The sequence below is a fragment of the Janthinobacterium pasteuri genome, assembly GCF_051380775.1.
Classification (GTDB): Bacteria; Pseudomonadota; Gammaproteobacteria; order Burkholderiales; family Burkholderiaceae_D; genus Janthinobacterium.
The window spans coordinates 134,868-157,750 of sequence record NZ_JBNYXS010000008.1; the positions used below are offsets into that span (position 1 = coordinate 134,868).

22 protein-coding genes and 1 pseudogene are annotated in these 22,883 nt (G+C 63.1%); 7 read left to right on the forward strand and 16 right to left on the reverse strand.

What is annotated here, in order from left to right:
- Positions 1-14: 14 nt before the first annotated feature.
- The gene (locus tag ACQ4WN_RS10865) at positions 15-1,025 is read right to left on the reverse strand and encodes a substrate-binding domain-containing protein (protein WP_436551546.1); all 1,011 of its coding nucleotides are present in this window, start codon (positions 1,023-1,025) and stop codon (positions 15-17) included.
- Positions 1,026-1,458: 433 nt separating this feature from the next.
- On the opposite strand from ACQ4WN_RS10865, the gene ACQ4WN_RS10870 reads away from it, so the two are divergent.
- Positions 1,459-1,779 (forward strand): hypothetical protein, encoded by a 321-nt coding sequence (locus ACQ4WN_RS10870; protein ID WP_436551547.1) that lies wholly within the window; start codon positions 1,459-1,461, stop codon positions 1,777-1,779.
- Positions 1,780-1,786: 7 nt separating this feature from the next.
- Here the strand turns inward: ACQ4WN_RS10870 and ACQ4WN_RS10875 are convergent, their stop codons facing one another.
- Positions 1,787-2,830 carry an MBL fold metallo-hydrolase gene (locus ACQ4WN_RS10875; RefSeq protein WP_436551548.1) on the reverse strand — a complete coding sequence of 348 codons (1,044 nt, stop codon included), beginning with the start codon at positions 2,828-2,830 and terminating at the stop codon, positions 1,787-1,789.
- Between the two features lie 157 nt (positions 2,831-2,987).
- Between ACQ4WN_RS10875 and ACQ4WN_RS10880 the strand changes: the two genes are divergently transcribed.
- Complete coding sequence (locus tag ACQ4WN_RS10880; protein WP_436551549.1) at positions 2,988-3,611, forward strand: TetR/AcrR family transcriptional regulator; 624 nt, start codon at positions 2,988-2,990, stop codon at positions 3,609-3,611.
- On the opposite strand, the pseudogene ACQ4WN_RS10885 reads toward ACQ4WN_RS10880, so the two are convergent.
- Positions 3,584-4,018, reverse strand: a pseudogene (locus ACQ4WN_RS10885) (WD40/YVTN/BNR-like repeat-containing protein); the annotation flags it as partial. The gene ACQ4WN_RS10880 and the pseudogene ACQ4WN_RS10885 sit on opposite strands and share 28 nt — an antisense overlap.
- Before the next feature lie 75 nt (positions 4,019-4,093).
- On the opposite strand from ACQ4WN_RS10885, the gene ACQ4WN_RS10890 reads away from it, so the two are divergent.
- The gene (locus ACQ4WN_RS10890) at positions 4,094-4,405 is read left to right on the forward strand and encodes a hypothetical protein (RefSeq protein WP_436551550.1); all 312 of its coding nucleotides are present in this window, start codon (positions 4,094-4,096) and stop codon (positions 4,403-4,405) included.
- A 163-nt stretch (positions 4,406-4,568) separates the two neighbouring features.
- On the opposite strand, the gene ACQ4WN_RS10895 is transcribed toward ACQ4WN_RS10890, so the two are convergent.
- The 12 genes from ACQ4WN_RS10895 to ACQ4WN_RS10950 all read right to left on the reverse strand — a co-directional run bounded on the left by ACQ4WN_RS10895 (position 4,569) and on the right by ACQ4WN_RS10950 (position 17,119).
- On the reverse strand, positions 4,569-4,862 hold the full coding sequence (locus ACQ4WN_RS10895) for a 2Fe-2S iron-sulfur cluster-binding protein (protein WP_436551551.1): 294 nt from the start codon (positions 4,860-4,862) through the stop codon (positions 4,569-4,571).
- A gap of 9 nt (positions 4,863-4,871) precedes the next feature.
- Positions 4,872-6,023 carry a Gfo/Idh/MocA family protein gene (locus ACQ4WN_RS10900; RefSeq protein WP_436551552.1) on the reverse strand — a complete coding sequence of 384 codons (1,152 nt, stop codon included), beginning with the start codon at positions 6,021-6,023 and terminating at the stop codon, positions 4,872-4,874.
- Positions 6,024-6,032: 9 nt separating this feature from the next.
- Complete coding sequence (locus ACQ4WN_RS10905) at positions 6,033-7,085, reverse strand: sugar phosphate isomerase/epimerase family protein (protein WP_436551553.1); 1,053 nt, start codon at positions 7,083-7,085, stop codon at positions 6,033-6,035.
- Positions 7,086-7,176: 91 nt separating this feature from the next.
- Entirely contained in the window at positions 7,177-8,145 is a 969-nt protein-coding gene (locus ACQ4WN_RS10910; RefSeq protein WP_436551554.1) for a substrate-binding domain-containing protein, read from the reverse strand.
- Between the two features lie 61 nt (positions 8,146-8,206).
- Positions 8,207-9,226, reverse strand: a complete 1,020-nt coding sequence (locus ACQ4WN_RS10915; RefSeq protein WP_436551555.1) for an ABC transporter permease — start codon at positions 9,224-9,226, stop codon at positions 8,207-8,209.
- Positions 9,207-10,694: a sugar ABC transporter ATP-binding protein gene (locus ACQ4WN_RS10920; protein ID WP_436551556.1), complete on the reverse strand. Its 1,488-nt coding sequence runs from the start codon at positions 10,692-10,694 to the stop codon at positions 9,207-9,209. The genes ACQ4WN_RS10915 and ACQ4WN_RS10920 overlap by 20 nt, the downstream gene beginning before the upstream one ends.
- Positions 10,694-11,719 (reverse strand): LacI family DNA-binding transcriptional regulator, encoded by a 1,026-nt coding sequence (locus ACQ4WN_RS10925; RefSeq protein WP_436551557.1) that lies wholly within the window; start codon positions 11,717-11,719, stop codon positions 10,694-10,696. The genes ACQ4WN_RS10920 and ACQ4WN_RS10925 overlap by 1 nt, the downstream gene beginning before the upstream one ends.
- A gap of 193 nt (positions 11,720-11,912) precedes the next feature.
- Positions 11,913-12,824 (reverse strand): glycerophosphodiester phosphodiesterase, encoded by a 912-nt coding sequence (locus tag ACQ4WN_RS10930; protein WP_436551558.1) that lies wholly within the window; start codon positions 12,822-12,824, stop codon positions 11,913-11,915.
- A complete protein-coding gene (locus ACQ4WN_RS10935; RefSeq protein ID WP_436551559.1) occupies positions 12,799-14,439 on the reverse strand; it encodes a hypothetical protein in 1,641 nt (546 codons plus the stop codon). Before ACQ4WN_RS10935 ends, ACQ4WN_RS10930 begins: the two co-directional genes overlap by 26 nt.
- A 1-nt stretch (position 14,440) precedes the next feature.
- The gene (locus ACQ4WN_RS10940; RefSeq protein WP_436551560.1) at positions 14,441-15,244 is read right to left on the reverse strand and encodes a hypothetical protein; all 804 of its coding nucleotides are present in this window, start codon (positions 15,242-15,244) and stop codon (positions 14,441-14,443) included.
- A gap of 82 nt (positions 15,245-15,326) precedes the next feature.
- A complete protein-coding gene (locus tag ACQ4WN_RS10945; protein ID WP_436551561.1) occupies positions 15,327-16,358 on the reverse strand; it encodes a hypothetical protein in 1,032 nt (343 codons plus the stop codon).
- Positions 16,355-17,119, reverse strand: coding sequence for a hypothetical protein (locus tag ACQ4WN_RS10950; protein WP_436551562.1), 765 nt, complete (start codon positions 17,117-17,119; stop codon positions 16,355-16,357). Before ACQ4WN_RS10950 ends, ACQ4WN_RS10945 begins: the two co-directional genes overlap by 4 nt.
- 175 nt (positions 17,120-17,294) lie before the next feature.
- On the opposite strand from ACQ4WN_RS10950, the gene ACQ4WN_RS10955 reads away from it, so the two are divergent.
- The 4 genes from ACQ4WN_RS10955 to ACQ4WN_RS10970 all read left to right on the forward strand — a co-directional run bounded on the left by ACQ4WN_RS10955 (position 17,295) and on the right by ACQ4WN_RS10970 (position 21,683).
- Positions 17,295-18,698, forward strand: coding sequence for a caspase family protein (locus ACQ4WN_RS10955; RefSeq protein ID WP_436551563.1), 1,404 nt, complete (start codon positions 17,295-17,297; stop codon positions 18,696-18,698).
- Positions 18,699-18,783: 85 nt separating this feature from the next.
- The gene (locus ACQ4WN_RS10960; RefSeq protein WP_436551564.1) at positions 18,784-19,593 is read left to right on the forward strand and encodes a hypothetical protein; all 810 of its coding nucleotides are present in this window, start codon (positions 18,784-18,786) and stop codon (positions 19,591-19,593) included.
- Between the two features lie 46 nt (positions 19,594-19,639).
- Entirely contained in the window at positions 19,640-20,371 is a 732-nt protein-coding gene (locus ACQ4WN_RS10965; protein ID WP_436551565.1) for a hypothetical protein, read from the forward strand.
- Between the two features lie 46 nt (positions 20,372-20,417).
- Positions 20,418-21,683: a DUF6445 family protein gene (locus tag ACQ4WN_RS10970; protein ID WP_436551566.1), complete on the forward strand. Its 1,266-nt coding sequence runs from the start codon at positions 20,418-20,420 to the stop codon at positions 21,681-21,683.
- Between the two features lie 83 nt (positions 21,684-21,766).
- Here the strand turns inward: ACQ4WN_RS10970 and ACQ4WN_RS10975 are convergent, their stop codons facing one another.
- Positions 21,767-22,708: a LysR family transcriptional regulator gene (locus ACQ4WN_RS10975; protein ID WP_102292709.1), complete on the reverse strand. Its 942-nt coding sequence runs from the start codon at positions 22,706-22,708 to the stop codon at positions 21,767-21,769.
- Positions 22,709-22,883 lie beyond the last annotated feature (175 nt).

A 22,883-nucleotide genomic window follows, 5' to 3' on the forward strand; every position in this document is an offset into this window, starting at 1 on the left:
CTCTGCGTTTTTTTTCATTCAGGGCAACGCCCCACCGTCGCCCCCGGCAACAGCACCGGCTGCCAGATTTCCTGCAGCTTTTCCGGCGGCGTGCCTGCCAGTAAGGATTGCAGCATCTCGACCATCTTGGCGCCGGCGCGGCGCAGGTCGGGCTGGTCGATGGTGGTGACATTGATGCCGATCAAGGTGTCTTCCACATTGCCCCAGACGATGACGGAGATTTCCTTGCCGATCTCGATGCCCGCATCCATCAGCGCGCGTACCACGCCCACGCCGGACAGATGGTTGTCGACGATGACGGCCGTGGGGCGGGGCGAGCAAGTCAGCAATTGCTGCATGGCCTGGTAGCCGCTGCGGCGATCAAAAGTATTGTCGAGCAGATAGTGCGGGTCCAGCGGCAAGCCCGCTTGCGCCATGCAGCGGATAAAGCTTTCCTTGCGCTCGTAGGCGAAATGCAAGTCCAGCGGCGCACTCAACAAGGCGATGCGCTGGTGGCCGTGCGCCGCCAGGAAGGACACGGCCAAGTCGATGCCCGTATCGTTGTCGTAGTCAAAATACGCATACGGCGCGTCGATGCGCGTGCGACCATTCGCGACAAAGGGAAAGCCCACCTTCGTCAGGTAGGCGATGCGTTCATCGACGACCTTGGTACGGCCCACCACCAGGCCATCGACCTGGCGCCCGCGCACCATGGTTTCATACGAAGGCTGTTCATTCTGCGGCGACACGGGGGCGATGATGAGACTCATCTTCGACGCTTCCACGGCGTCCGACATGCCATTCACCACGGAAAGAAAGACGCTATCGCCCAGGTCGCTGGGCAGCAGGGGATAGATCATGCCCAGCACATTGGTGCGGCCGACGGCCAGGCTGCGCGCCAGCGGGTTAGGCCGGTAGCCGACTTTCTTGGCGGCGGCCAGGACGATTTCACGGGTGCGGGAATTGACTTCCGGATAGCCGTTCAACGCCCTGCTGACCGTCGTTTTCGACATGCCGAGGGCAATTGCGAGGCTCTTGAGATTCATGTGTTAACTACCTGTCTGTATGGCAAAAGAAACCAACTCTGACCGTCAATTATAGCCCAGAGCGCCAAACAGACCGCGCATTACCGTGCACAGCAATGGTAGAAAAACAACAACATATTGACACTTTGAAAAGTACCTTTCAAAGGCGGACATTTTTGCCACATCCGCAGCATGGCAGCGGAAATCGCATACTAACAAGGGCAAAAATCGACAGTGTGCACTCACTTTACCAAGCATGTGGGAGCTTCGGCATGCCGGTTTGGCAACCCAGGGCGCGCACGATAAAATTATCAAGAAAGCATAATGGACTGGAACTATGCGAGAATTTGTCCTGCTCTTGATTCAGGTAAAGATTACCTGCAGATATGTCGCGCCCCCGGCCTGACCTTTCCCCTTCTGCGCGCGCCTGGATATACTTTCAAAGGTGAACAATGTGGTCACGCTAACGTCCGTCAACAATCTGCAAGCCTCGCTGGCCACGGCGCAACGGCGCGTCGAGCAAGGCCAGAACCATGTACAGCGCGACAGTGAACAACTGGCGCAAAGCCGCCAGTCGCTGGCGCGGGAACAGGAATCGCTGAGCCAGACGCAGCGCAGCAGCCAGCAAGCCCCGGCCGCCGTCAAGGCGCCGCAGCTGGAGCAGGCGATCAAGGTGGCCGTGCCGCAGCAAGCGGCTCCCGCTGCGCCGAAAAGCACGCCCCAGCTGAACAGCTATGGCCAGACCCTGGGCCGCCTGATCAACGTGACAGCGTAAAGCGCGCCTATTTGGCCATTTCCTCTTCCAGCATCGCCAGCCACCACTTATCTCCGTTCTGCGGCTGCGTCAGGTCGACCACCTCGCCCATCTGCGGCGTGGCCAGGTTCACGCCCTGCTTCGCCGCCAGCCCCGTGATGCGGTCGAACGGTTCATGCCAGGCATGCAAACCCAGGTCAAAGGTGCCGTTATGCACGGGCATCAGCCACTTGCCGCGCAAGTCCAGGTGGGCTTGCAGGGTTTCCTCCGGCTGCATGTGCACGTCAGGCCACAGCTTGTCGTAGGCACCCGTCTCGATCATGGTCACGTCAAACGGCCCGTACTTGTCGCCGATCTGCTTGAAACCGCCGAAATAGCCGGAATCGCCGCTGAAAAACACGCGCACGTCCGGCGCGTCGATGACCCATGACGCCCACAGGGTTTGATTGCCATCAAACAAGCCGCGTCCCGAGAAATGCTGCGAGGGCGTGGCGACGAGTTTCACGCCGCCAATCGTTGTGCCCTGCCACCAGTCGAACTGCTGCACCTTGGCGGCCGGTACGCCCCATCGAATCAAGGTATCGCCCACGCCCAGCGGCGTGACGAAGTGCTCGGTCTTGGCGGCCAGTTGCAGCACGGCGGCATGGTCGAGATGATCGTAATGGTCGTGCGACAAGATGACGGCCTTGATCGGCGGCAAGTCCGCGATGCTGATCGGCGGCTGGTGGAAGCGCTTCGGCCCCGCCCACTGTACGGGCGAGGCGCGCTCGGAAAATACGGGGTCGGTGAGGAAGAATTCATTGTTCAGTTTCAGCAGCAGGGTCGAATGGCCGAGGCGAAACAGGCTGTTGTCCGGCGCGGCCAGCAGTTGTGCCTGGCTCAAGGCTTGCACGGGCACGGCTGCAGCCGGCACCGTGCTGTCGGGCTTGTCAAAGAAAAATGTCCACATCAACTTGAGCGTGGCGGTCGTGCCCAGCTTGTGCATCTGCACGGGATTGCGAAACTTGCCGTCGTGGCGTTGTAAGGATTCAACAAGCGCCGCAGACTCGGCGCGCAAGGTGCAAGAACTCATGATGATCAGGACTCCCAAGAATAAGATGCGGTGCAAGTGCATATGTGGCTCGGTAAATAAAATGCAAGGATTAAATTACACTACACAGTGTAGTTCCTATTTTGAGCAAAGTAAACCAAGAGGTGTAAAATATTGTTTTCAAAGGAGATTTCCCGCCATGGCCGCACCGCAACGCCTCACCGACCGCAAGCGCGTCGCCATCGTCGATGCCGCTATCGCCGAGTTTCGCGAGCACGGTTTTGATGCGACCAGCATGGACAAGATCGCCGCCACGGCAGCCGTTTCCAAGCGCACCGTGTACAACCATTTCCCCAGCAAGGATGAGCTGTTTGCGGAAATCCTGCAGCGCATGTGGGAAAGCAGCGTGGCCCAGCCAGCCGTGCCCTATGTTGCCGACCAGCCGCTGCGCCCGCAGGTGCTGGCCTTGGTCGAGCAGAAAATGGTCTTGCTATGCGATGCGGCATTCATGGACCTGGCGCGCGTGATCTTTGGCGAAACCATCCACTCGCCCGAGCGCGCGCAAGCCATGGTGGCGCGCCTGAATGAAAAGGAAACAGGCCTGAATATCTGGATCCGCGCGGCGCAGCAAGATGGGCGCATTAAGGCGGGCGAGACGCTGGAAGTGGCGCACCTGCTGATGTCGCCTTTAAAAACCTTTGCCTTCTGGCCGCAGATCACCCTGGGTGAGCCTCTGCTGGGCCCGGCACGCCGGCGCGAAGTGACGGAACTGGCCGTCGATATTTTCCTGTGCTATTACGGCGTGGCAAAACAGACGGCATAAACGGGCGGCAAATGGGCAGACAGCGTCTGCCAATGCTCGCCCGCGTCGCCGGAATACCAGGCGTCGCCCGTGGTGGAGGCCATCAGCAGGCTGCGCCCATCATCGGCCAGCGCCAGCCCGTGACGGTAGACAAGGTCGTAGCAATGCTGCTGCGGCAAGCCCGCGCGCAACACCTCAAACGTTTTGCCACCGTCGCGCGTGCGCGTCACAGCCAGCGCGCCATCGATGGGAATGCGCAGCACGTCCGCCTGCGCCGGCACGAACCAGGCCGTGTCGCCATCGCGCGGATGCACGGCCACGGCAAAGCCGAAATACGACAGTGACGCCGTGGTCACTTCCTGCCAGTGCCAGCCGGCATCGGGCGTGCCGACGCTGCGCACGATGCGGTGCGGGTCTTGCACGGCTTCGTTTTCTAGTCCGCTTTGCCGACGATACAATGGCGCATGCCCTAAAATAGGGCCGGGCACACAAGGAGGCCAGGCATGACGATTACCCCGGAAGAACTAGCGGTGCTGATGCAGGAAGTGGAAGTGGCCGATCCCATCGATTTTGCCGACCTGCCTTTCGACGAGCAGGAATTGCGCGGCCTGATCGCCAACCACCTGTGCGAGATGGCCGACGCGATGGAAAGTTTCAGCCCGGAAGACCGCAACCTGGCCTTGCTGGCCGTGGCGGCCAAGCTGGTGCTGGAAAACCTGGTGCTGCACGTGCAGTTGCTGCGCCGCCACGGCTTGCCCGTCAGCGACAGCGTGGACGCGCTGCTGCAGCGCCTCAAGGGCGGCAAGCCGTTGTGAGAGCCTATTCCGGTAGGGAGCGTCTGCTGCTGGCAGTGTATTCGGGAGCGCGGACAAGGCGTGAGGAGGACGCGTGGCGAGCCACGCGACGACGAGCAACGCAGTCCCCGCTTCCGAGGCGCGCCAGCAGGAGATGTATTCATCTACCGGGATAGGCTCAAAGTCAGGCGCCCGTGCGCACGGCGCGCGCCTGGATAGTGATATCGCTTTCAGCCACAGCAACGCAGGGCAGGATATAGCCGTCGAGCCGCTCATCGGGGCTGATGCCGGGCCAGTCCACCGTGTAGTGTATTTTTCCTTCGGGCATGTGGCAGATGCACGTGCGGCAGGTGCCGTTGCGGCAGGAACTGAGCAGGCGGATGCCGGCCAGCTCGGCGGCGGCCAGCACGGTGGTGCCGGCCTCGGCCGGGAATTGCCAGCCTAGCGGGAGGATGGTGATAGTAAAGGGTGCGCTCATGCGCCCAGTTTAACAGTCAGCCATGGTCGTCCACTGCGCGCCAGCCGCATGGCTGCGCAGCACGGCTTCGGCAAAGGCCAGGCCCGCCACACCATCATTGACGGTAGGCAGCCAGCGCGCCGCCTCCGGTATGGGCGCCCCTGCCTGCAAGGCGCGAATGCGCAAGGCGGCATCCAGATACAGCTGGGCGAATGCTTCAAGATAACCCTCCGGATGGCCGGCCGGCACGCGCGTAGCGTGGCGCGCGGCCGCGCTGTCGACCCGCCCCGGGCGCAGCAGCTGGCGGTTGCCGCCCTGCGGCGTACACCACAGTTGGTTCGGCTGTTCCTGGTCAAAGTCCAGCTGCGCCTTGCTGCCGAACAGGCGCAGGCGCACCGTGTTTTCACAGCCCGTCGCCACCTGGCTGGCCCACAGGGTGCCCTTGGCGCCATTCGCATAGCGCAGCATCACCTGCACATGGTCGTCCAGGGTGCGCTTGGGAACAAAGGTGGACAATTCCGCCAGCACGGCGTGCGGCGTCAAGCCGCTGACGAACTGCGCCAGGTGATAGGCGTGCAGCCCCACATCGAGCAGGGTGCCACCGGGCCCGGCCTTGCGCGGGTCGTTATGCCAATTGCCCTCGTTCATGCCGCCTGCCGTGATCGCATCGGCCAGCCAGTCCTGCGAATACTCGACTTGCACGAGGCGCAGCTCGCCGATCTCGCCCGCCTCGACCATGGCTTTCGCATGGCGCAGCAGCGGGTAGCCGCTGTAGGTATGCGTGAGCGCAAACAGCAGGTTCTGACGTTGTGCCAGCGCCGCCAGCGCCTGGCCCTCCGCCAGCGAAATACCCAGCGGCTTGTCGCAAATCACGTGGATGCCCGCTTTCAGGAAAGCCGTGGCGACGGGCGCATGTAAATGGTTGGGCGTGACGATGGCCACCGCTTCGATACCATCCGCCTTGGCAGCCTCCGCCTGCGCCATGGCGCGGTAATCGCTGTAGCAGCGTTCGGGCGCCAGGTGCAGCGCAGCGCCGCTGTCGCGCGCACGCTGCGGATCGGACGACAGGGCGCCCGCCACCAGCTCGTACTGGTCGTCGATGCGCGCCGCGATACGGTGCACGGCGCCGATGAACGCGCCCTGCCCGCCCCCTACCATGCCCAGCCGTAAGCGTCGCTGCATGTTCTTTCCTTATTTCAAGCCAAGCAAGTGATGAATTTGATCCTGGTCCACCGCACTGCCCGCAAAATCATCGAAAGCGCGTTCGGCCACATGGATGATGTGTTCGCGGATGAAGCGTGCCCCTTCGGCCGCCCCATCTTCCGGGTGTTTCAGGCAGCATTCCCATTCCAGCACGGCCCAGCCCGGGAAGTCGTACTGCGCCATCTTGGAAAAAATCGCCTTGAAATTGATCTGCCCGTCGCCGAGCGAGCGGAAGCGCCCGGCCCGGTCTTGCCAGTCGCCATAGCCGCCATACACGCCCTGGCGCCCGTTGGGCCGGAATTCCGCATCCTTCACATGGAAGGCCTTGATGCGCGCATGATAAATGTCAATGAAGGCAAGATAGTCGAGCTGCTGCAGCACGAAATGGCTGGGGTCGTACAAAATGGAGGCACGCGGGTGATCGTTGACGGCGGCAAGAAAGCGCTCGAACGTCACGCCGTCGTGCAAATCCTCGCCCGGATGCAATTCATAGCAGAGGTCCACGCCGGCCGCATCGAACGCATCGAGGATGGGCAGCCAGCGCTTGGCCAGTTCCCCGAATGCTGTCTCCACCAGGCCAGCGGGACGCTGCGGCCACGGGTACAGATACGGCCAGGCCAGCGCGCCGGAAAACGTCACGTGCGCAGCGAGACCCAGGCGCTGCGAGGCGGTGGCCGCCCACAGCAATTGCTGCGTGGCCCAGGCCGTGCGGGCCGCGCTATCGCCACGCACGTGCTCAGGCGCAAAACCGTCGAACAGGGCGTCGTAGGCGGGATGCACGGCGATCAGCTGGCCCTGCAAGTGCGTCGACAATTCCGTCACCTGCAAGCCATGGCGCGCCAGCAAGGCCTTGACATCATCGCAGTACTGCTGGCTGGCGGCCGCCTGTTCCAGGTCGAACAAGCGCGGCGCCGTGGGCAGCTGCAAGCCCTTGTAGCCCAGGCCGGCCGCCCATTGCGCCAGGTGTTCGAGCGAATCGAACGGCGCTTCATCGCCGAGAAACTGGGCCAGGAAAATGGCCGGGCCCTGGATGGTTTTCATAAAAAGTCCTTATCAACCCCAGGGGCAAAATCCGGGGTCAGACCCGACGGGTCTGACCCCAGCACTTGCTGTTGGGTGCATTACGAAAAAATCAAAAAGGCGAGTTCGGAAAGTAGAATTGCCTGGCGTTCTCGCGCGTGATCAGCACCGAGGGAATGATCGTGTTGGCCGGCAATTTATCCCCTTTCAGGCGCGCTTCCGTCGTCAGCTTGATGGCGTCGTACATGAACTTGGGCGAGTACGACACGTCGGCCACGATCAGCGGGTCGGAGCCGTCCATGATTTTCTTCACGGCGCCCTTCGCGCCCGCGCCGCCGAACACTTGCTTGATGTCCGTGCGCTTCGCTTGCGCGATGGCCTTCTGCACGCCGATAGCCATGTCGTCATCGGCCGCCCAGACGGCGTCGATATGCTTGAAGCGCGTCAGATAATCCTGCATGACCTTGAAGGCATCGTCGCGGTTCCAGTTGCCATACTTGGCGTCCAGCACCTTGATCTCGGGATGGCCTTTCATGACGGCAGAAAACGCATCGTAGCGCTCGTTGTCCAGCGTGGTCGGCATGCCGCGCAGCACGACGATATTGCCCTTGCCATTCAGGCTCTTCGCCAGATACTCGGCCGGCAGCTTGCCAAACGCCGTGTTGTCACCGGCGATGTACGCATCCTGCGACTGCGTATTCGTCAAGCCGCGGTCCACCACGGTTACGTACACACCCTTGTTTTTCACTTGCGCCACGGGCTGCGTCAGGGACGCCGACTCGATGGGGAAGATCACCAGAGTGTTGATCTTGTTCACCGTCAACATATCCTGCAACTGGTTTGCCTGTTCGGGCGCCGTGGCGGCCGTCTTGACGATGATCTTCAGGCCCGGATGGGCTTTTTCCAGCTCCGCCTTGGCCTGGTTGGCCCACCACACGATGCCCGAGGTAAAACTGTGCGTGGCCGTGGGAATGGCCACGCCGACGACGAGCTTGTCAGCGGCCTGCGCCTGCGCACTTGACAGCGCCCACGCCTGCATCACCAGCACTGCCATCCCTGCTACCCGTATAAAGCTCTTCATGCTGCTCTCCTCCAAGGTTGTGAGCGCCCGGTGGCCGCCCTTTCAGAACGCCGCTCTTTTTCTATTTGCGGCCTCGCTGCAGGAAGGCGACGGCGATGATCACCACGCCTTGCACTGCGGCATTCAGGTAGACACTGATGATGCTGGTCAAATTCAGAATATTGCTGATGACGGAGAGCAGGATGGCGCCGATGACGGTGCCGACGATGCGCCCTTCTCCCCCTTTCAGGGCCGTGCCACCCACGACGACGGCAGCGATGGCTTCAAGTTCCCACAGCAAGCCCGTAGTCGGCGTGGCCGAGCCCAGACGCGGCACGTACAGCACCGTGGCGATGCCCACGCACACGCCCAGCAGCATGTAGGTGGCGATCTTGACCTTGTCGACATTGATGGCCGCATAGCGCGCCACTTGCTCGTTGGAACCAATCGCCTGCACGTGGCGGCCAAACGTCGTGCGGTTGAGGATGATGGCGCCAGCCGCCGCGACGAACAGGAAAATCCAGATCGGAATCGGCGCGCCCAGCACGCTTGTGTAGTAGACGGGGCTGTACAGCTCAGACAGGGTCGCGTCCAGGGTCAGCGCGCCGCCATCGGCCAAATACGTCAGCACGGCGCGGAAGATGCCCAGTGTTCCCAAGGTGACGATGAACGGTTCGATATTGCCCTTGCTGATCAGCAAGCCATGCATCAGGCCGAAGCCCGCGCCCAGCACCAGCGCCATGGCGATGCCCAGCACCAGCATGGTGATCGGCGCCAAGCTCCCCCCCGCCCCTTGCGCCAGCGCATTCATGAAATAAATCATGCAGCCGGCGATCAGGGCCGCCATGGAGCCGACGGACAGGTCGATGCCGCCCGAGATAATCACGAAGGTCATGCCGACGGCGATGATGCCGATGAAGGCCGTGCGCGTGAGCACGTTCATCAGGTTGTCCAGGGTGGCGAAGTCGCCATTGAGCAAGGTGCCCGCGATGCACAGGGCCAGCAGGCCCAGCACGGGGCCAAAGCCCTTGATGCGCGCGCCAAAGCGGGCAACGGCGGCGGCAATCGGGGATACGGTGGTGTCAGTGCGTGCCGGTTGCATGGGCAATCAACTCCTCTTCAGTCAAGTGGTCAGCAGCCAGAGTGGCTTGCAAGGTGCCGGCGCGCATCACCGCCACGCGGTGGCACAAGCCAATCAATTCGATCAGTTCGGACGAAATCACGATCACGGCGCGCCCTTCGGCGGCCAGGCGGTGGATCAGAAAGTAAATGTCGCGCTTGGCGCCCACGTCCACGCCACGGCTCGGCTCGTCGAGCACGACGACGCGCGGGTCCGAATGCAGGTATTTCGCCAGCGCCAGCTTTTGCTGATTGCCGCCCGACAGCATGCGCGCGCGGCTGTCGAGGTCGCCCGTGCGGATATTGAAGTCCTCGACGGCCGTGGCCAGCGCCTGCTTCTCCGCCTTAACATCGAGCCAGGGCCGCGCATAGCGCTCCATCGTCATCATGGTGAGGTTTTCGCGCAAGCCCAGGTGCACATGCAAGCCCTTGCCCTTGCGGTCTTCGCTCAGGTAGGTCATGCCGTGCTGCATGGCTTGCCTGGGTGTGCGGATGTCCACGGGCTGGCCATTGAGAAAGATCTTTCCCGCGCTGCGCGGGCGCAGACCCAGCAGCGCCTCGAACGATTCCGTGCGCCCCGCGCCCACCAGGCCCGCAAAACCCAGCACCTCGCCGGCGCGCACCTCGAACGACAAGTCTTTCGACCAGCCGGGCACGCACAAACCCTCCACTTTCAGGAGCACAGGAGCTTCTTTCGCCAGCGCCGCCTTGGCGGGGAACATGTCGGACAATTCGCGTCCCACCATCAGGTTCGCCATCTGCTGGCGCGTCAGGCTGGCCGTCGGCTCGCGCGTGACGAAACGCCCGTCGCGCATGACGATGACTTCGTCCGTGTTGCGCTCCACTTCGTCGAGCTTGTGGGAAATATACAAAATCGTGACACCATCCGCTTTCAGCTGGGCCATCACGGCGAACAGGCGCTGGGTTTCCGATGACGTCAGGGTGGCCGTGGGTTCGTCCATGATCAGGAAGCGGGCGCGGCGCGACAGGGCCTTGGCGATTTCCACAAGCTGCTTTTCAGCCACGATGAGGTCGCGGATTTTTGTATCGGGCGACACCTCCAGGCCCACCTGTTTCAGGTAGCGCGACGCTTCCATGCGCATGGCGGCCTCATCGAGCAGCCAGCCACGCGTCTTTTCATGGCCCAGAAACATATTTTGCGCCACCGTCAAGTGTTCGGCCAGGTTGAATTCCTGGTGGATCAGCACGATGCCGGCGCTCTCCGCCGCGCGCGAACTGCTGAAGCGCCGGGGCTGGCCATCGATCAGCAGCTGCCCCTCGCTCACGGCTTCGTAGCCGGCGAGGATTTTCATCAGGGTCGACTTGCCCGCGCCGTTTTCGCCCAGCAAGCCATACACGCGTCCGGGCGACAAGGTAAAACTGACGCCATGCAAGACGCGCACGGGGCCAAAATCCTTGCACACCCCCTCGAAACCGACGGCAACGCTCACTATGCACTCCCTCGCAGAATTAATCGGTGTTGCAGTAGCACACCCGGCACGCTGGCCACAGGGTTGGCCAGGCGCTGCAGCAATAATCGGGCCGCCGTCTCACCCAGTTCGCGCATCGGCTGCGCGATGGTGGTGAGACCGGGAGCTATCTGCGCGGCAATGGCGATATCGTCGAAGCCGATGACGGCCACGTCTTCGGGCACGCGCTTGTTCAGCTGGCGCAGCGCGCTCAGCACGCCGATGGCCAGGGTGTCGGAGACGGCAAAGATGGCGGTGGGCACATCCGGTCCCGCCATCATCTGCAGGGTGGCGGCCGTGCCCGCTTCGTAATCGAGGCTTTGCACCGTGTGCACCCATTCCGGCTGCACGGGCAAGCCGGCGCCCGCCAGGGTGTCCAGATAGCCTTGCTGGCGTTGCCGCGCGTACAGATAGCGCTCGTCCGAATTGATCAGGCCGATGCGCGTGTGGCCGCGCGCCAGCAAATGCGCAACAGCATCGGACGCAGCCCGGTGGTTGTCGATGCCGACATAGGGCACGGCCACGGCAGGGTCGAATTCGCAGCACGCCACCCACGGCAAGCTGACGGATTCATGCGACAGGGCATGCTGCACCGTGTCCGGGTCCAGGCAAATGGCGCCGTCGGCGCGGTGCATGCGCAGCAAGTCGAAATACGAGCGCTCGCGGCCCGCATCGGCGCCCGTGTCGCACAGCAGCACGAAATAGCCGTGTTCGCGCGCCACCGTGTCGATGCCACGCACGATCTGCGCATAGAAGGGATTGCCCACGTCGGGCACCATGGTCAGCAGCATGCGGCTCTCAGCCGTGCGCAGGCTGCGCGCCAGATGGTTCATGCGGTAGCCGAGCGCCGCCACGGACGCCAGCACCTTGTCGCGCGTGGGCGCCCGCACTCCTGCCTGCTCGTTCATCACGCGCGAGACGGTGGCCACCGACACGCCCGCATGCGCAGCAACGGCGCTGATGGAGACGGTTTCTGTCGGCAAAAGAGAAGGAACGGCTGGCTGCATGGGCTTTTGAATTAAAATGTAATCGATTACATTTATAGGCCAGTCAGGCGCGCCATGCAAACATTATCGATGCTGCAATGCGCAAAAAATGTACAAAAAGCGGCCCTGCACGGGCCGTTGGAAGCTGCTATTTCTGGAGTGGGAAGGCGCTCTGCTGCACGGCAAAACCATCGTGTCGCAGAGAAGGGTTAGCTTACTTCATCATCGCGCAAAACGTTTCGGGATTGCCGTCAAGAATGACGCCGCTGGGCCAGCGGTGGCTGCGCTGCTGGGCACGCAGCAAGGATGCGGCCAGGGCCGAATCGCCATCGACGGCGTAGACGAAGACGGGCATGCTCAGGCTGGCGGCGTCCATCAGCAAATTCGGATTGGCATCCAGGCTGCGCGCATCCACGTGCACGCCGGCAGGCATGCCGATCTGCTGCTGCACGCGCTGCAGCCACGGCTTGTCGAGCTTGGGCGGACGGGCATTTTTCGCGATATAGCGGCTGACCCGGTTCGCGCCGGCCGCCTGCGCATTGCGCGCGTCAAACACCAGCAAACCCAGATAACCCTGCGGATCGGCGCGGCGCGCACAAGCGAGGTTGTTCGGCACGCCCGAAGTCAGGAACCAGTTGCCATGCTTGATGTTCGCACGCAACTGCCCCACCAGGGTGGCGATGGGCGCGCACGACGACACGACATCCTTGATTTCCGCATTCAGGGTTTTAGCCGGGAAAGCCGTCGCCAGGTCGGCGACATCGCTGACGAACGGCGGCGTTTCCGCCGTCAGCACGCCGCGGTTCTTCATGCTGGCGGCGCGCCAGTCGTCGGCCGTCAGTTGCTTCACGGTACGCGGTGATCCCGTGTCGACGACTCTCCCCGTCAACAGATCGTGATGCACCACCCAGCTGCCGTCGCCCAGCAGCTGCAAATCCGTCTCGACACCGTCCCAGGTGCCGAAATACGTGTTGCGCAGCGCGCTCAGCGAGTTTTCCGGCGCATTGCCGGCGCCACGGTGGGCATGCACCTTCATGCCCAGGCAGTCGGCGTGGACAGCCGTGCTGGCCATGCAGAGCAGCAGGGCCAGTGCGGCCGCCTTATTTTTGTTGCGGATGATAACCATATTCGATTCCCTGCAAAACATTGATGCGGATCGCTTCGTTGACGGGGTAGCTGTAGCCCTGCCCCACCGCCACGACGTGCGTGATATTGGCCAGCAAGCCCTTGCCGGCGATTTGCCAGCGCGTGCTGTCGTCGGCCGCCTGGCGGTTCCAGTCCAGCATCTGGCGAAACAAGTCGCTGCGCGTGACATTATTGTCCGAGAGGCTGAAGATACCCCAGGTTCCCAGGAAGGCGCCGGCCAGCACGCCCGTGGCGATCCAGGCGGAACGACGGCTCAGCTGGCCATCGGCGCCCGCCTGCTCACCCCGGCGCGTCGCCAGCACCAGCAAGCCCACCGTGGCGATCAGGTACAGCAGTTTCGAGAAGTGGCCGATGGCGCCCAGCAAGGAGAAAAACAGGGCCACGGGCGGTACGATGGCCGCGCGCGCCGCTTCCTTGCCCTCTTCAAAGTACTTGCCGCCCACCTCGAAGTCGTTGGGGCTGGCGCGGTATTCCACCAGCTTTTCCGCCGTCTGGCGCGCGGCGAACTGGTCGAACAAGCGGCTGAACTCGGCAGGGCTCGCATATGCGTCTTGCACCACGGCGCCTTTGGGCAGCCGCAAGCCCTTGCTCGCTTCGCTACCGTCGCCACCGTCGGGCCCGTCGCGCAGCACGGCCTGGATGCCGGGGCGCGCCACGAAGGCGGGGAAGGACAAGCCAGGCGGAATACGCTCGCCCTTGATGCTCAAGCCCTTGCTGGCCGCTTCCGACGCATAGCGGCGCTTGACTGCCAGGCGGAACGATATCTGGTCGGCCGGGTGCCAGTTGGCCGAGACGGGCACTTTCTTGCGCACATTATTGACCACCGCCGCGCGCCGGCGCGCCGGCACCGATTCCGGTTGCCAGCCATGGCGCGACAGGCTTTGACGGTAATCGCTCCATGCCGATTCCTGCTGCTGGCGCAAACCCGCATCGTCGTCGGGAATCATGCCCGAATACAATTTCCACTTGTCGTGCACTTCGCCGATCGCCTGCTGGTACTTTTCGTAATACCCGGCCGCGCCGCCAGCGATCTTGCGGACGTTGAAATTGATCAACTGCTCCTTGGCGGGTTCCATGCGCTCGTCCAGATGGCCGACCGACACGGCCAGGAAGGGAAACAGCGCCAGGAAGGCCTTGCCTTCGGGCTTGGCAAACAGGGTGGGATCATCCACCAGGCCCTGCAATTGCAAGCTGCCGCCCACCAGCGAGCGCTGCATCAGGGTGGTGTTGAAGGCCAGGCGGCGAAATTGCGCATCGCGCGTTTCGACCAGCACCGTGACCGTGGTCTTCAAAATGCCGAATACGACCGCAGCCGTGGCGACACAGCAAAAGATGATTTTTTTCCAGCTGGGGCCGCTGCCATTGTTCTTCTGGCGGCGGCGCCACATCAGTTGCAGCACCACCAGCGCGGCGGCGATGCCCGACAGGCTGCGGCCATAAAATTCCACGCCCTCCACGTCGTGCGGCTTGACGTCGCCGCCCACCACGTCGAGCAGGCGGGCATTGAAGCCCAGCTCGAAGCACAGGTAAATAATCGTCAGGACGATCAGGATCAAGGTCTGCCGGATCTGCAGACTGCGTAAACTCGCGGCCATCTTATTTCCTCAAATCGATGACGACGGGCTTGATCTCTTCGGCCTGGAAGATCATCGGCGCTGCCGACGCTGAAGTGGCGGTACGCGGCGCGGGCAGGCTGATGGCGGCGGGTGCCGACGCCCTGGCCTGGGCCTCCTGGCGGCGCGGCCTGGCGCTGGCGCGGCTGCCCGTTTTCGGCGCGCTAGCGGGCGCCGGGGTGGCAGCCGGTGGCGCAGGGATCACGCGGCCGCTGTCGTTGCCCGGCACGGTGGCGATCGCCGGGCCGGTGGCGCGCAAGGCATCGTCGGCAAACGGCTGCGCGCGCGTATCGACGCCGGGCGGCACGGCCACGCTGGCGTTGAGCAGGCGGTTGTCCGTGTAGATCATGCGCGACAGGCGGTTGTAGTTGGGAAAATCGATATTCAGCGATTTCGCGTCCGCCGCCAGTTCCACACGGGGGCGGTCCTTGCAATTACCCACCGTCCACTGCAGCACGTCCGTGCCCTGGAAAGCCAGCACTTCATAGCGGTAGGCGCAACCGCGCTCCTGGGTTTCGACGATCACCACGGTGCGCTCGCCCACGTTTTCCACGCGCGCCACGCGGGCCGTGATGGCGTTGGCCAGCGGCACGACGCGAAACGCCTGCGACAGCTTGATCGAATACTTGCCTTGCGGGTCCTTGCGCAAGGTGCCTTCCGTGCCGTCGCGCAGGCGGAAGGTGGAAATCGGCGTGCCGAACAACTCGGCCGTATCCAGTCCCACCATCACGCCGCCACGGCCGTTCGGCGTCATGGCGCAACCCGTCAACAGGATGCCAGCTGCCACGCCGGCGACTAATTTGCGCCAATGCGCGGATGCAAAATTCTTATACGTTGTCATACTGGATAACTTTCTCTTATTTCACAATTCAGGGATTGACGACGGCCAGCGGATTGCCCGGACCTGGCGGCGGCAAGACTTTCTGACGGTCGCGCGACAGCAGGGTAAAGGCGCCCAGGGTGTCCGGTCCGGCGACAATTTCCAGCTGCTCGCGCTGCAGCCAGGTACGGATTTCCGCTTCTGTTGCCTCGGCGCGGAACAACACGCGCAGGCGCACGCCCGTCTCGACGCCGCTGCGTTGTGGAGCACCGTTGCGGAACTCCGCATTGCCGACGACGGCATTCTCTTTCGGCAGGAACAGCCATGCCGATTGCGCCACCATCACGCTGGCGGCCACGGCCGTGACGAGCTTCAGCCAGCGGCTGGCGTTGGCCGCCTGCACAGGCTTAGCTACCGGTGCAAGCGCATCGGCGCTAGCGATCTGCAACTGCTGCAGTCCCTGGCGCAGCAATTGCCGGTAAGCCACGCGGCCATCCTTGCCCAGCTCGCTCGACAGGGGCGTGCCCGTCAGCACATAGTCGTCGCCAGGCAAGGCCACGCGGGCGATCACGCCCGGCGCCGCCTTGGCGGCATTGGCGCGGCCATGCATTTCCAGCCAGCGCGCCGCCTGCAAGCGCTCCTGGCTGAACACGCCCAGGCAAGCGCCCAGGTCCGTCACGGCCAACGTCACGGGCAGGTCGCACAGCACCAGCCCCGCACGCGGGTCGACGGGTGCGTCGCGCTCCTCGACCACGAGGCCGCAGGCATCCGCATACGCTGTGTCGGGCGTGACGAGCCAGCCGCGCCAGCGCTGCCGCGGGCTATCCCAGGCATCGAGCAGCACGGCGCCAAAGCCGGGGCGGCGCGCCAGCACATGGATTTGTCCGCCTGCGATGGGCCGCGCGGCCAGCGGCGCGGCGTCGCTGCGGCGCGCAAAGCCTGCCAGCACGTGCTCCGGCACGGCAATGCCGCGCCAGTCGGGGGTATCACCGCTGACATCCGCGTCCAGCAGCTCGGCGGAAGATGGGGGGGATGGCAGGCGCGCGGCAACGATGGCCAGCGAGGGCGTCAATGCAGTCATGCCGGTGGCCTTTCATCAGTATTGTGAGAATTGGACACGGTGTCCAGTTGCAGGGATAACGCGGCCACGCACAAAATATCCAAAACTATTTGTGCCGCCTGCATATCGCGCGCGGTCAAGGCATCGCCCACGCGCAGCTTGAGCAGGCTCAAGACCCAGCTGCCCAGCAGGGTAGAACGGTGGGCCGGTTCGACGATCTGGCGTCCCGCGCTGAGGCTATCGCCGTTCTGCCTGTGCACCAGGCCCAGCTTGCCGCCGTGGTAATGCGCGGAAGCGATCTGCTCGGCCAGTTCCCTGACGGGCATGCCGCCACAGCCGCAATGGCGCAGCAGCAAGATCAAGTCCCGCGGCAAGGTGGTGATAAAACTGTCGGCCGCGTCGCGCACCTGCTGTGGCGTGAGCTGATAGTCGCGCAGCGGTTCCGCATAGGCGTCGGGCGCGCGCAGCTCGCAACCTTCTTGCGCATCGGCATCTTCGTCATCGCGCTGCTTGCGCAGCTGGTCGATAATGAAGCGCTTGAAGTACAGGAACAAAGCACCCACGTGGTGGGGTGCGGCGTCGCTATCGCTGTGGAGGACTTTTTCAATGAAAAACTGGTGGCGCAAATCCGCGAGGGAATCGCCGAGCGACGCCGCCTCGCGCGGACGGCACGGCGTCAGCGCGGCGATGACGCGCTGGTAAAACTCGCCCAGTTCGCCTTGCGTCAGCTGCGGGCGGCGGGTCCAGAAAGCATGAATTCGTTCAAATTGTTCCGATTGCACAGCCGGTCCGATCGTGTGTTGGGCGGCACGCGCCACTGGCCGGGGGCGACGCGCACCGTGCGCTGGCCAGACAAGAGAAACTTGTCAGTAAGGTAAAATGCATTTAAGCAATTTTCTCATATCACAGTAAAAATCGCTAACTTTTGTTACATTCACGACAATTCCCGAGACGCCCATGCATCGCCTGATTCCCCTGTTCTTGAGCCTGTTCTTTTTGCTGGGCAGCAACGTAGCGCACGCCGCCGTGCCAGCGCCTGTGCAAGCGACTCCCGGCAAGCGCATCGCCCTGGTGATCGGCAATGCGGCCTATCCGCAGCCGCTGTTGAATCCCGTCAACGATGCGCGCGCCATGGCCGAACGCCTGCGCCGCCTGGGCTTTGAAGTACTGTTGCGCACGGACATCAATGCGGCGCAGCTGCAAAAGGCGTCGGCCGAGTTTTCCATGCAGGCACGCGGTGCCGATATCGCCCTCGTGTTTTACGCGGGCCACGGCGCGCAGGCGGGCGAAGCGAACTATGTGCTGCCGCTGGGCGCCAACATGAATGCGCTGAGCGCAGCGGCCATCGCCGCGCAGGGCGTGTCCGTTTCCAGCCTGGCGGGCGATTTGCAGCGCACGGGCGCGCGCGGCGCCGTGCTGATCCTCGACGCTTGCCGCCAGGAATATACGCGCGGCGGTGCAATGGTGCCCGTGCCCGGCGGCAGCAATGCGGCCAGCCACGGTTTTGCCGACACGCAAGCGCCACGGGGCGTGGTGATCGCCTATTCGGCGGGACCGGGCGCCCTGGCGCGCGATTTCTGGTCGCCCGATTCGCGCAACAGCCCCTACACGAGCGCCCTGCTCGACGCGCTCGATGCCCCGGGCTTGCCGATGGGCGACGTCTTTTCGCAGGTGGCGGCAAGGGTGGCGGCCATGACGCACGATGTGCAAAAGCCCCGCGTCTCGTTTGGCGAAACGTCGGCGCGTCTGGTGCTGAACATGGGCAGCGGCAAGGGCGTCAGCCCGCCTCCAGCCAGCGTGCTGACCGGCTCGCAAGGCCAGGGCGGCATGCGCGCACCGGTCCCGGCGCCAGCGCCAGCGGTGGAAAATCCAGCCACAGCCGGCGCGAAGGTGTGGCCAGGCAACGTCTTACAAGACATCAACTATGAAATCCGCATGCAGATCGCGGCACGGCCGTTTCCCCGCCAGCAGCTGGAAAAGCGCGCGCGCGGTGGAGATTTAGTAGCGCTGACGGCCCTCGGCTATGGCATCGGCGGCGGCGATGCGGGCATCAAACAGCCGAAGGCGGGCATGCAGTGGCTGGAAAAGGCCGCCGCGAAAGATTTCCCGATCGCCCAGACCTATCTGGCCGAATTGCTGATGGTCAAGGGCGACCAGGCATCCTTGAAACGGGCCGGCGTGCTGCTGGACGCCGCTACGCAAGCGGGCTACAGCCCCGCCCATGCGTATAAATTCGACCTGGCGCGGCGTACGGGTGCGCCGCCGCAGGATGCGGCCCGGCATTTGCAGGATGCCTTCATGGGTTTGATGAAGGATTACCAGGGCGCCGCCAAGGACGTATTGCAGCCGCCGAAAAAATAACTCAAAATACTTTTGGATTTTCCTGAACTGCCCCCGTTATCCGTGGGTACATGCAATACAGCATGACAGTGACCAGGGAAATCTCATGCAACCATTCACCACCACCGGCCAACGGGGCCGCATCCTCGCCTACCAACCGAGCGGACAAGGTTCCGTCAGCGTGGCCGGCATTCAACATGCGTTCGACGTCACTACTCACTGGCGCTCGGACGTGGCGCCCGCCATCAACGCCGTCGTCGACGTGCGCTTCGATGACGCTGGCAGCCTCGCCACCGTCAGCGCCGTGGCGACGCAGCAACTGGCGCAGGAAGAGATGGCCGGCGCGGCGAAACTGGCGCGCGACAAGGGCCAGCAGCTGTGGGGCCAGGCAGTCTCGGCGCTGGGCATCAAGGTGCTGGCCAGCCTGGGTGTATTGATCGCCGGCGCCTTTATCTTCAACACCATCGGCATCCGTTTGTTCGCCTCCGTCTCGCGCACCTATTGGCAGTTGCTGGGCCTGTCCGCCGACAGCCTGGAAAGCTTTGCCCGCGATGGCGGCGGCGGTTTTACCTCCGCACAATGCTTCTTCCTGCTGGCGATTGCCGCCTGCTGCGCCACCATGGCCAGCAGCCACCCGAAAGCGGCGCTGGGCAAGTGCGCGCCGCTGCTGTTCGTCGTCATCCACAGCAGCGTGCTGTTCATCAAGATCAAGGGCGCCGTCAGCGATGCGGGCAACGCCATGGGCGGCATCATGGGCAGCCGCGCGGCCCGCATGGCCGAGCAGATGGCCAGCGAAATGCTGGGGCAAGTGTGGCAAGGCTTGTCCTTCGGCATCGGCTTTTACCTGGTGCTGGCAGCCAGCATCGTCCTGGCCGCTTACGGCGTTGGCGAATACAAGCGCAAGAACGTTTGCTAAACCCGTCGGCCAAGTCACCTCTTACACACTCATTGAAGGAAATATCATGCAACGTACCCTCCCCGCCCTGCTCGCCATTACCGTCCTGCTGTCCGCCTGCGGCAAGTCCGACACCGCCGCGCCGGCCGCTTCTGCCCCCGTCGCGGCGAATGTCGCCGACCTGGCCGCGAAAGCGCAAGTCAAGGCGGCCGCCGCCAGCCTGCCGCAAGCGGACACTGCCACGCCAAGCGCCAGCTATGTCGACATCAGCAGCGGCAACCAGTTGATGTATAGCTACATCGCCCTGTCCGGCGTGCCGCCCGACTACGCGGCCGTGGCACAGCGCATCTCGCGCGAATATGCGGGCAGCAACGACGCCTTCCGCAAGCAGGAAGTGCTCGATGCGCTGAAACCGCAGATCGACGCCAAGGTCAGCGAAGCGAAAACCACACGCTACCTGCGCTACCAGATCAATGGCCAGGGCGCGCTGTCGCCATACGCGATGGACAAGGCCGCCTTCCCCGCCAAGTTCGCCGAAGCGGGCACGTATTACTACATGTACGACAACGGCGACTACAAGCTGGCGTTCACGAATGGCGACGGCTACTCGCTACTGAAAGTGGACCAGGAGGCGGCCCGCAAGATCGAGGCGGCGCGCAGCGGCTACAAGGACTTCGCCATCATCGTGTATGCCTACGCCCAGGAAGCGGACATGGCCAGCAACCAGGTCAAGGCGCAGATCGTCAAGGTGGCGATCAAGCTGAACGGGGAAGAAATTCCCGTCAGCCAGGCGCGGTAGAACGGGCTCGGTTACACTGTTCGCCACATTGCATCGGGATCGGGACATGGGCGAACAGACACTGGCGGAACAACAACTGGCAAACGGGCAACGGCTGCAGCAGCAAGGCAAGCTGATCGAAGCGATCAACGCCTACCAGGCTGCCTATAAACTGGACCCGGCCCTGGCGGAAGCGCAGCATTTCCAGGGCCTGGCCATGCTGGAACTGGGCCAGGGTACCATCGGCCTGGGCCTGTTAAAACTGTCGCTCAGGCAGCAGCCGGACAATGCCCTGTTCCACTACAACCTGGGCAATGTGCTGCGCGGCACGGACAGCGAGGCGGCGCTGGCCAGCTATGCCACGGCTGCGCGACTGGCACCGCACGAGCACGATTTCGCGATTCTTCATGCGGAATTGCTGATGGGAAAACAGCGGCTGGCCGATACCATCGCCGAACTGGAACGGGCCCACGCCCTGCGCCCGCAGCGCTGGCAAACCCTGCAGGGATTGGCCGAACTGTATTACCGCACGGGACAGCAGGATCTGGCTTTGGCCCGCTATGCGCAGGCCCTGGCGCTGCATCCGGCGCTGGCGCAAACGTGCCGCATCGGCTTTGCCAGTCCGCAAGCGGAACAGGCAGAAACGCTGACACCGATCAACGTCTCGCCAGCGCTGCAGGATTTCCTGCGCGAAACGGATTTGCACATCCTCGACGATTTCCTGCCCGATCCCAGCGCCGGGCGCGCGCAGGCGCTGGCTTTACCATTTGAGCAGCAGCGCTATGCGGGACAGAACTATCCTGGCAGCCAGACGGCGGGCCAGCCTTGCCAAGCCATCATGGAACGAATCGCCACGGCGCTGGGCCGCCCCATCCGTTTTATTTCGCCTGACAACGGCTCGTACCGCCTCAGCTATGCCGACGCCATGGCACGCACGGATATCCATGTAGATAACGAGACGGGGAATAATTTCAATTTCTATGCGGGCGTGCTGTATTTGAACCCGCCCGAGCAGTGCCAGGGCGGCACCACCTTCTGGCGCCACCAGCCCAGCGGCTGGTACCGGCGCTTGCCCGAAGCGGACGTGAAAGCGGGCGGCTACGCCAGCTTCAAGGATTTCCAGAAGCGCTGGTTGCCAAACAGTAAAGTGCAGAAATTCAACGACTTACAGGAACAGCGCGACAGTTGGCAAGCGCTGCTGGAAGTGCCGATGCGCCACAACCGCCTGATCGTGTACAAGGGCCATTACTTTCACTCGATCAGCAATGTGTTTGGCGACACGCCGGAGAATGGCCGGCTGGTGCAGCTGTTCTTTTTTGAAGTGCCGGAGTGAACACGCCGGGCTAGTGCCGGATGACGCAGCATAAATCCGGGGTCAGACCCGGCGGGTCTGACCCCAGCTCTTCAGCCGTCGAGTCAATACATGTCAGCGGCCGTGGCGCGTACAGCTTTTAAAAGCATATCCGCCCCCGGCGACAGCAAATGATCCTGCTGCCGGATGATGCCGAACGCATCCATCTTGCAAGGCAGCTCGATGGGCAAAATGCTCAGCACGTTCAACGACGCGTAGTAATGCGCCACTTCCGTGGGCATCACGTGCAATGAATCCGTTTGCTGCAGCAAGGACGTGATCAGCAGCAAGGCGGTGGTGTCGACCACGTCGACGGGCGGTTCCAGGCTGGCGCGGCGGAACATCATGTCGAAGCGGTGGCGCAGGATGCTGCCTTGCGGCGGCAAGATCCACGGCTGGCCCGCCAAATCCTTCAATTGCAGATTCTTGCGCGACAGCAGCGGGTGGCCATTGCGCGCCACGGCGCTGGCCGGCTCTTCCGTCAATTCCTCGTAGATGAGGCCGGCGCTGCTTTCCTTTTCCAGGATGCGCCCGATCATGAAATCGAGCGTGCCGTGCTGCAGCATGTCCATCAGGGTATTGCTGTGCTCCAGGTGCACGCCGATGCGCATCAATGGCGCCTGCTGCTTGATGCGGGCAATCGCGCGCGGCAGCAAGGCCATGGCCGGCGTCATGATGACGCCCACTTCCACCTGGCCCGTCAGGCCCGACTTCAGGGCGACGATGTCGTCATGCGCCAGGGAGAGGCTCGTCAGGGCCATGCGCGCGTGGCGTATCATCGTTTCGCCGTAAATGGTCGGCTCCATGCCACGCGGCAACCGGTCGAACAGGCGCACGTCGAGCATCTCTTCCAGGTCCTTGATTTGCTTGGACGCGGCCGGCTGCGTCATGTGCAATTCTTCCGCCGCGCGGTGGATGTTGCGCTGCTCGTCCAGGGCAATCAACAGCAGCAATTGCCGCGTCTTCAGGCGGGCTCGCAAGAACCAGTTGGGGTTGAGGGTATCCATCAATAAATCATATCATGATCGATATCAGTTTTAATTCAATATCGATACTACTGATATCGGTGTGTCTGGTGCATCGTCAGCAAGCGTTCAGGATGCCTTGCAGGCGGCGCCGGGATCGGCTGCGGGGCCATCCGTTTGATGGATGAACTCGATGCCGCCGTCCGGCTTGTACGCA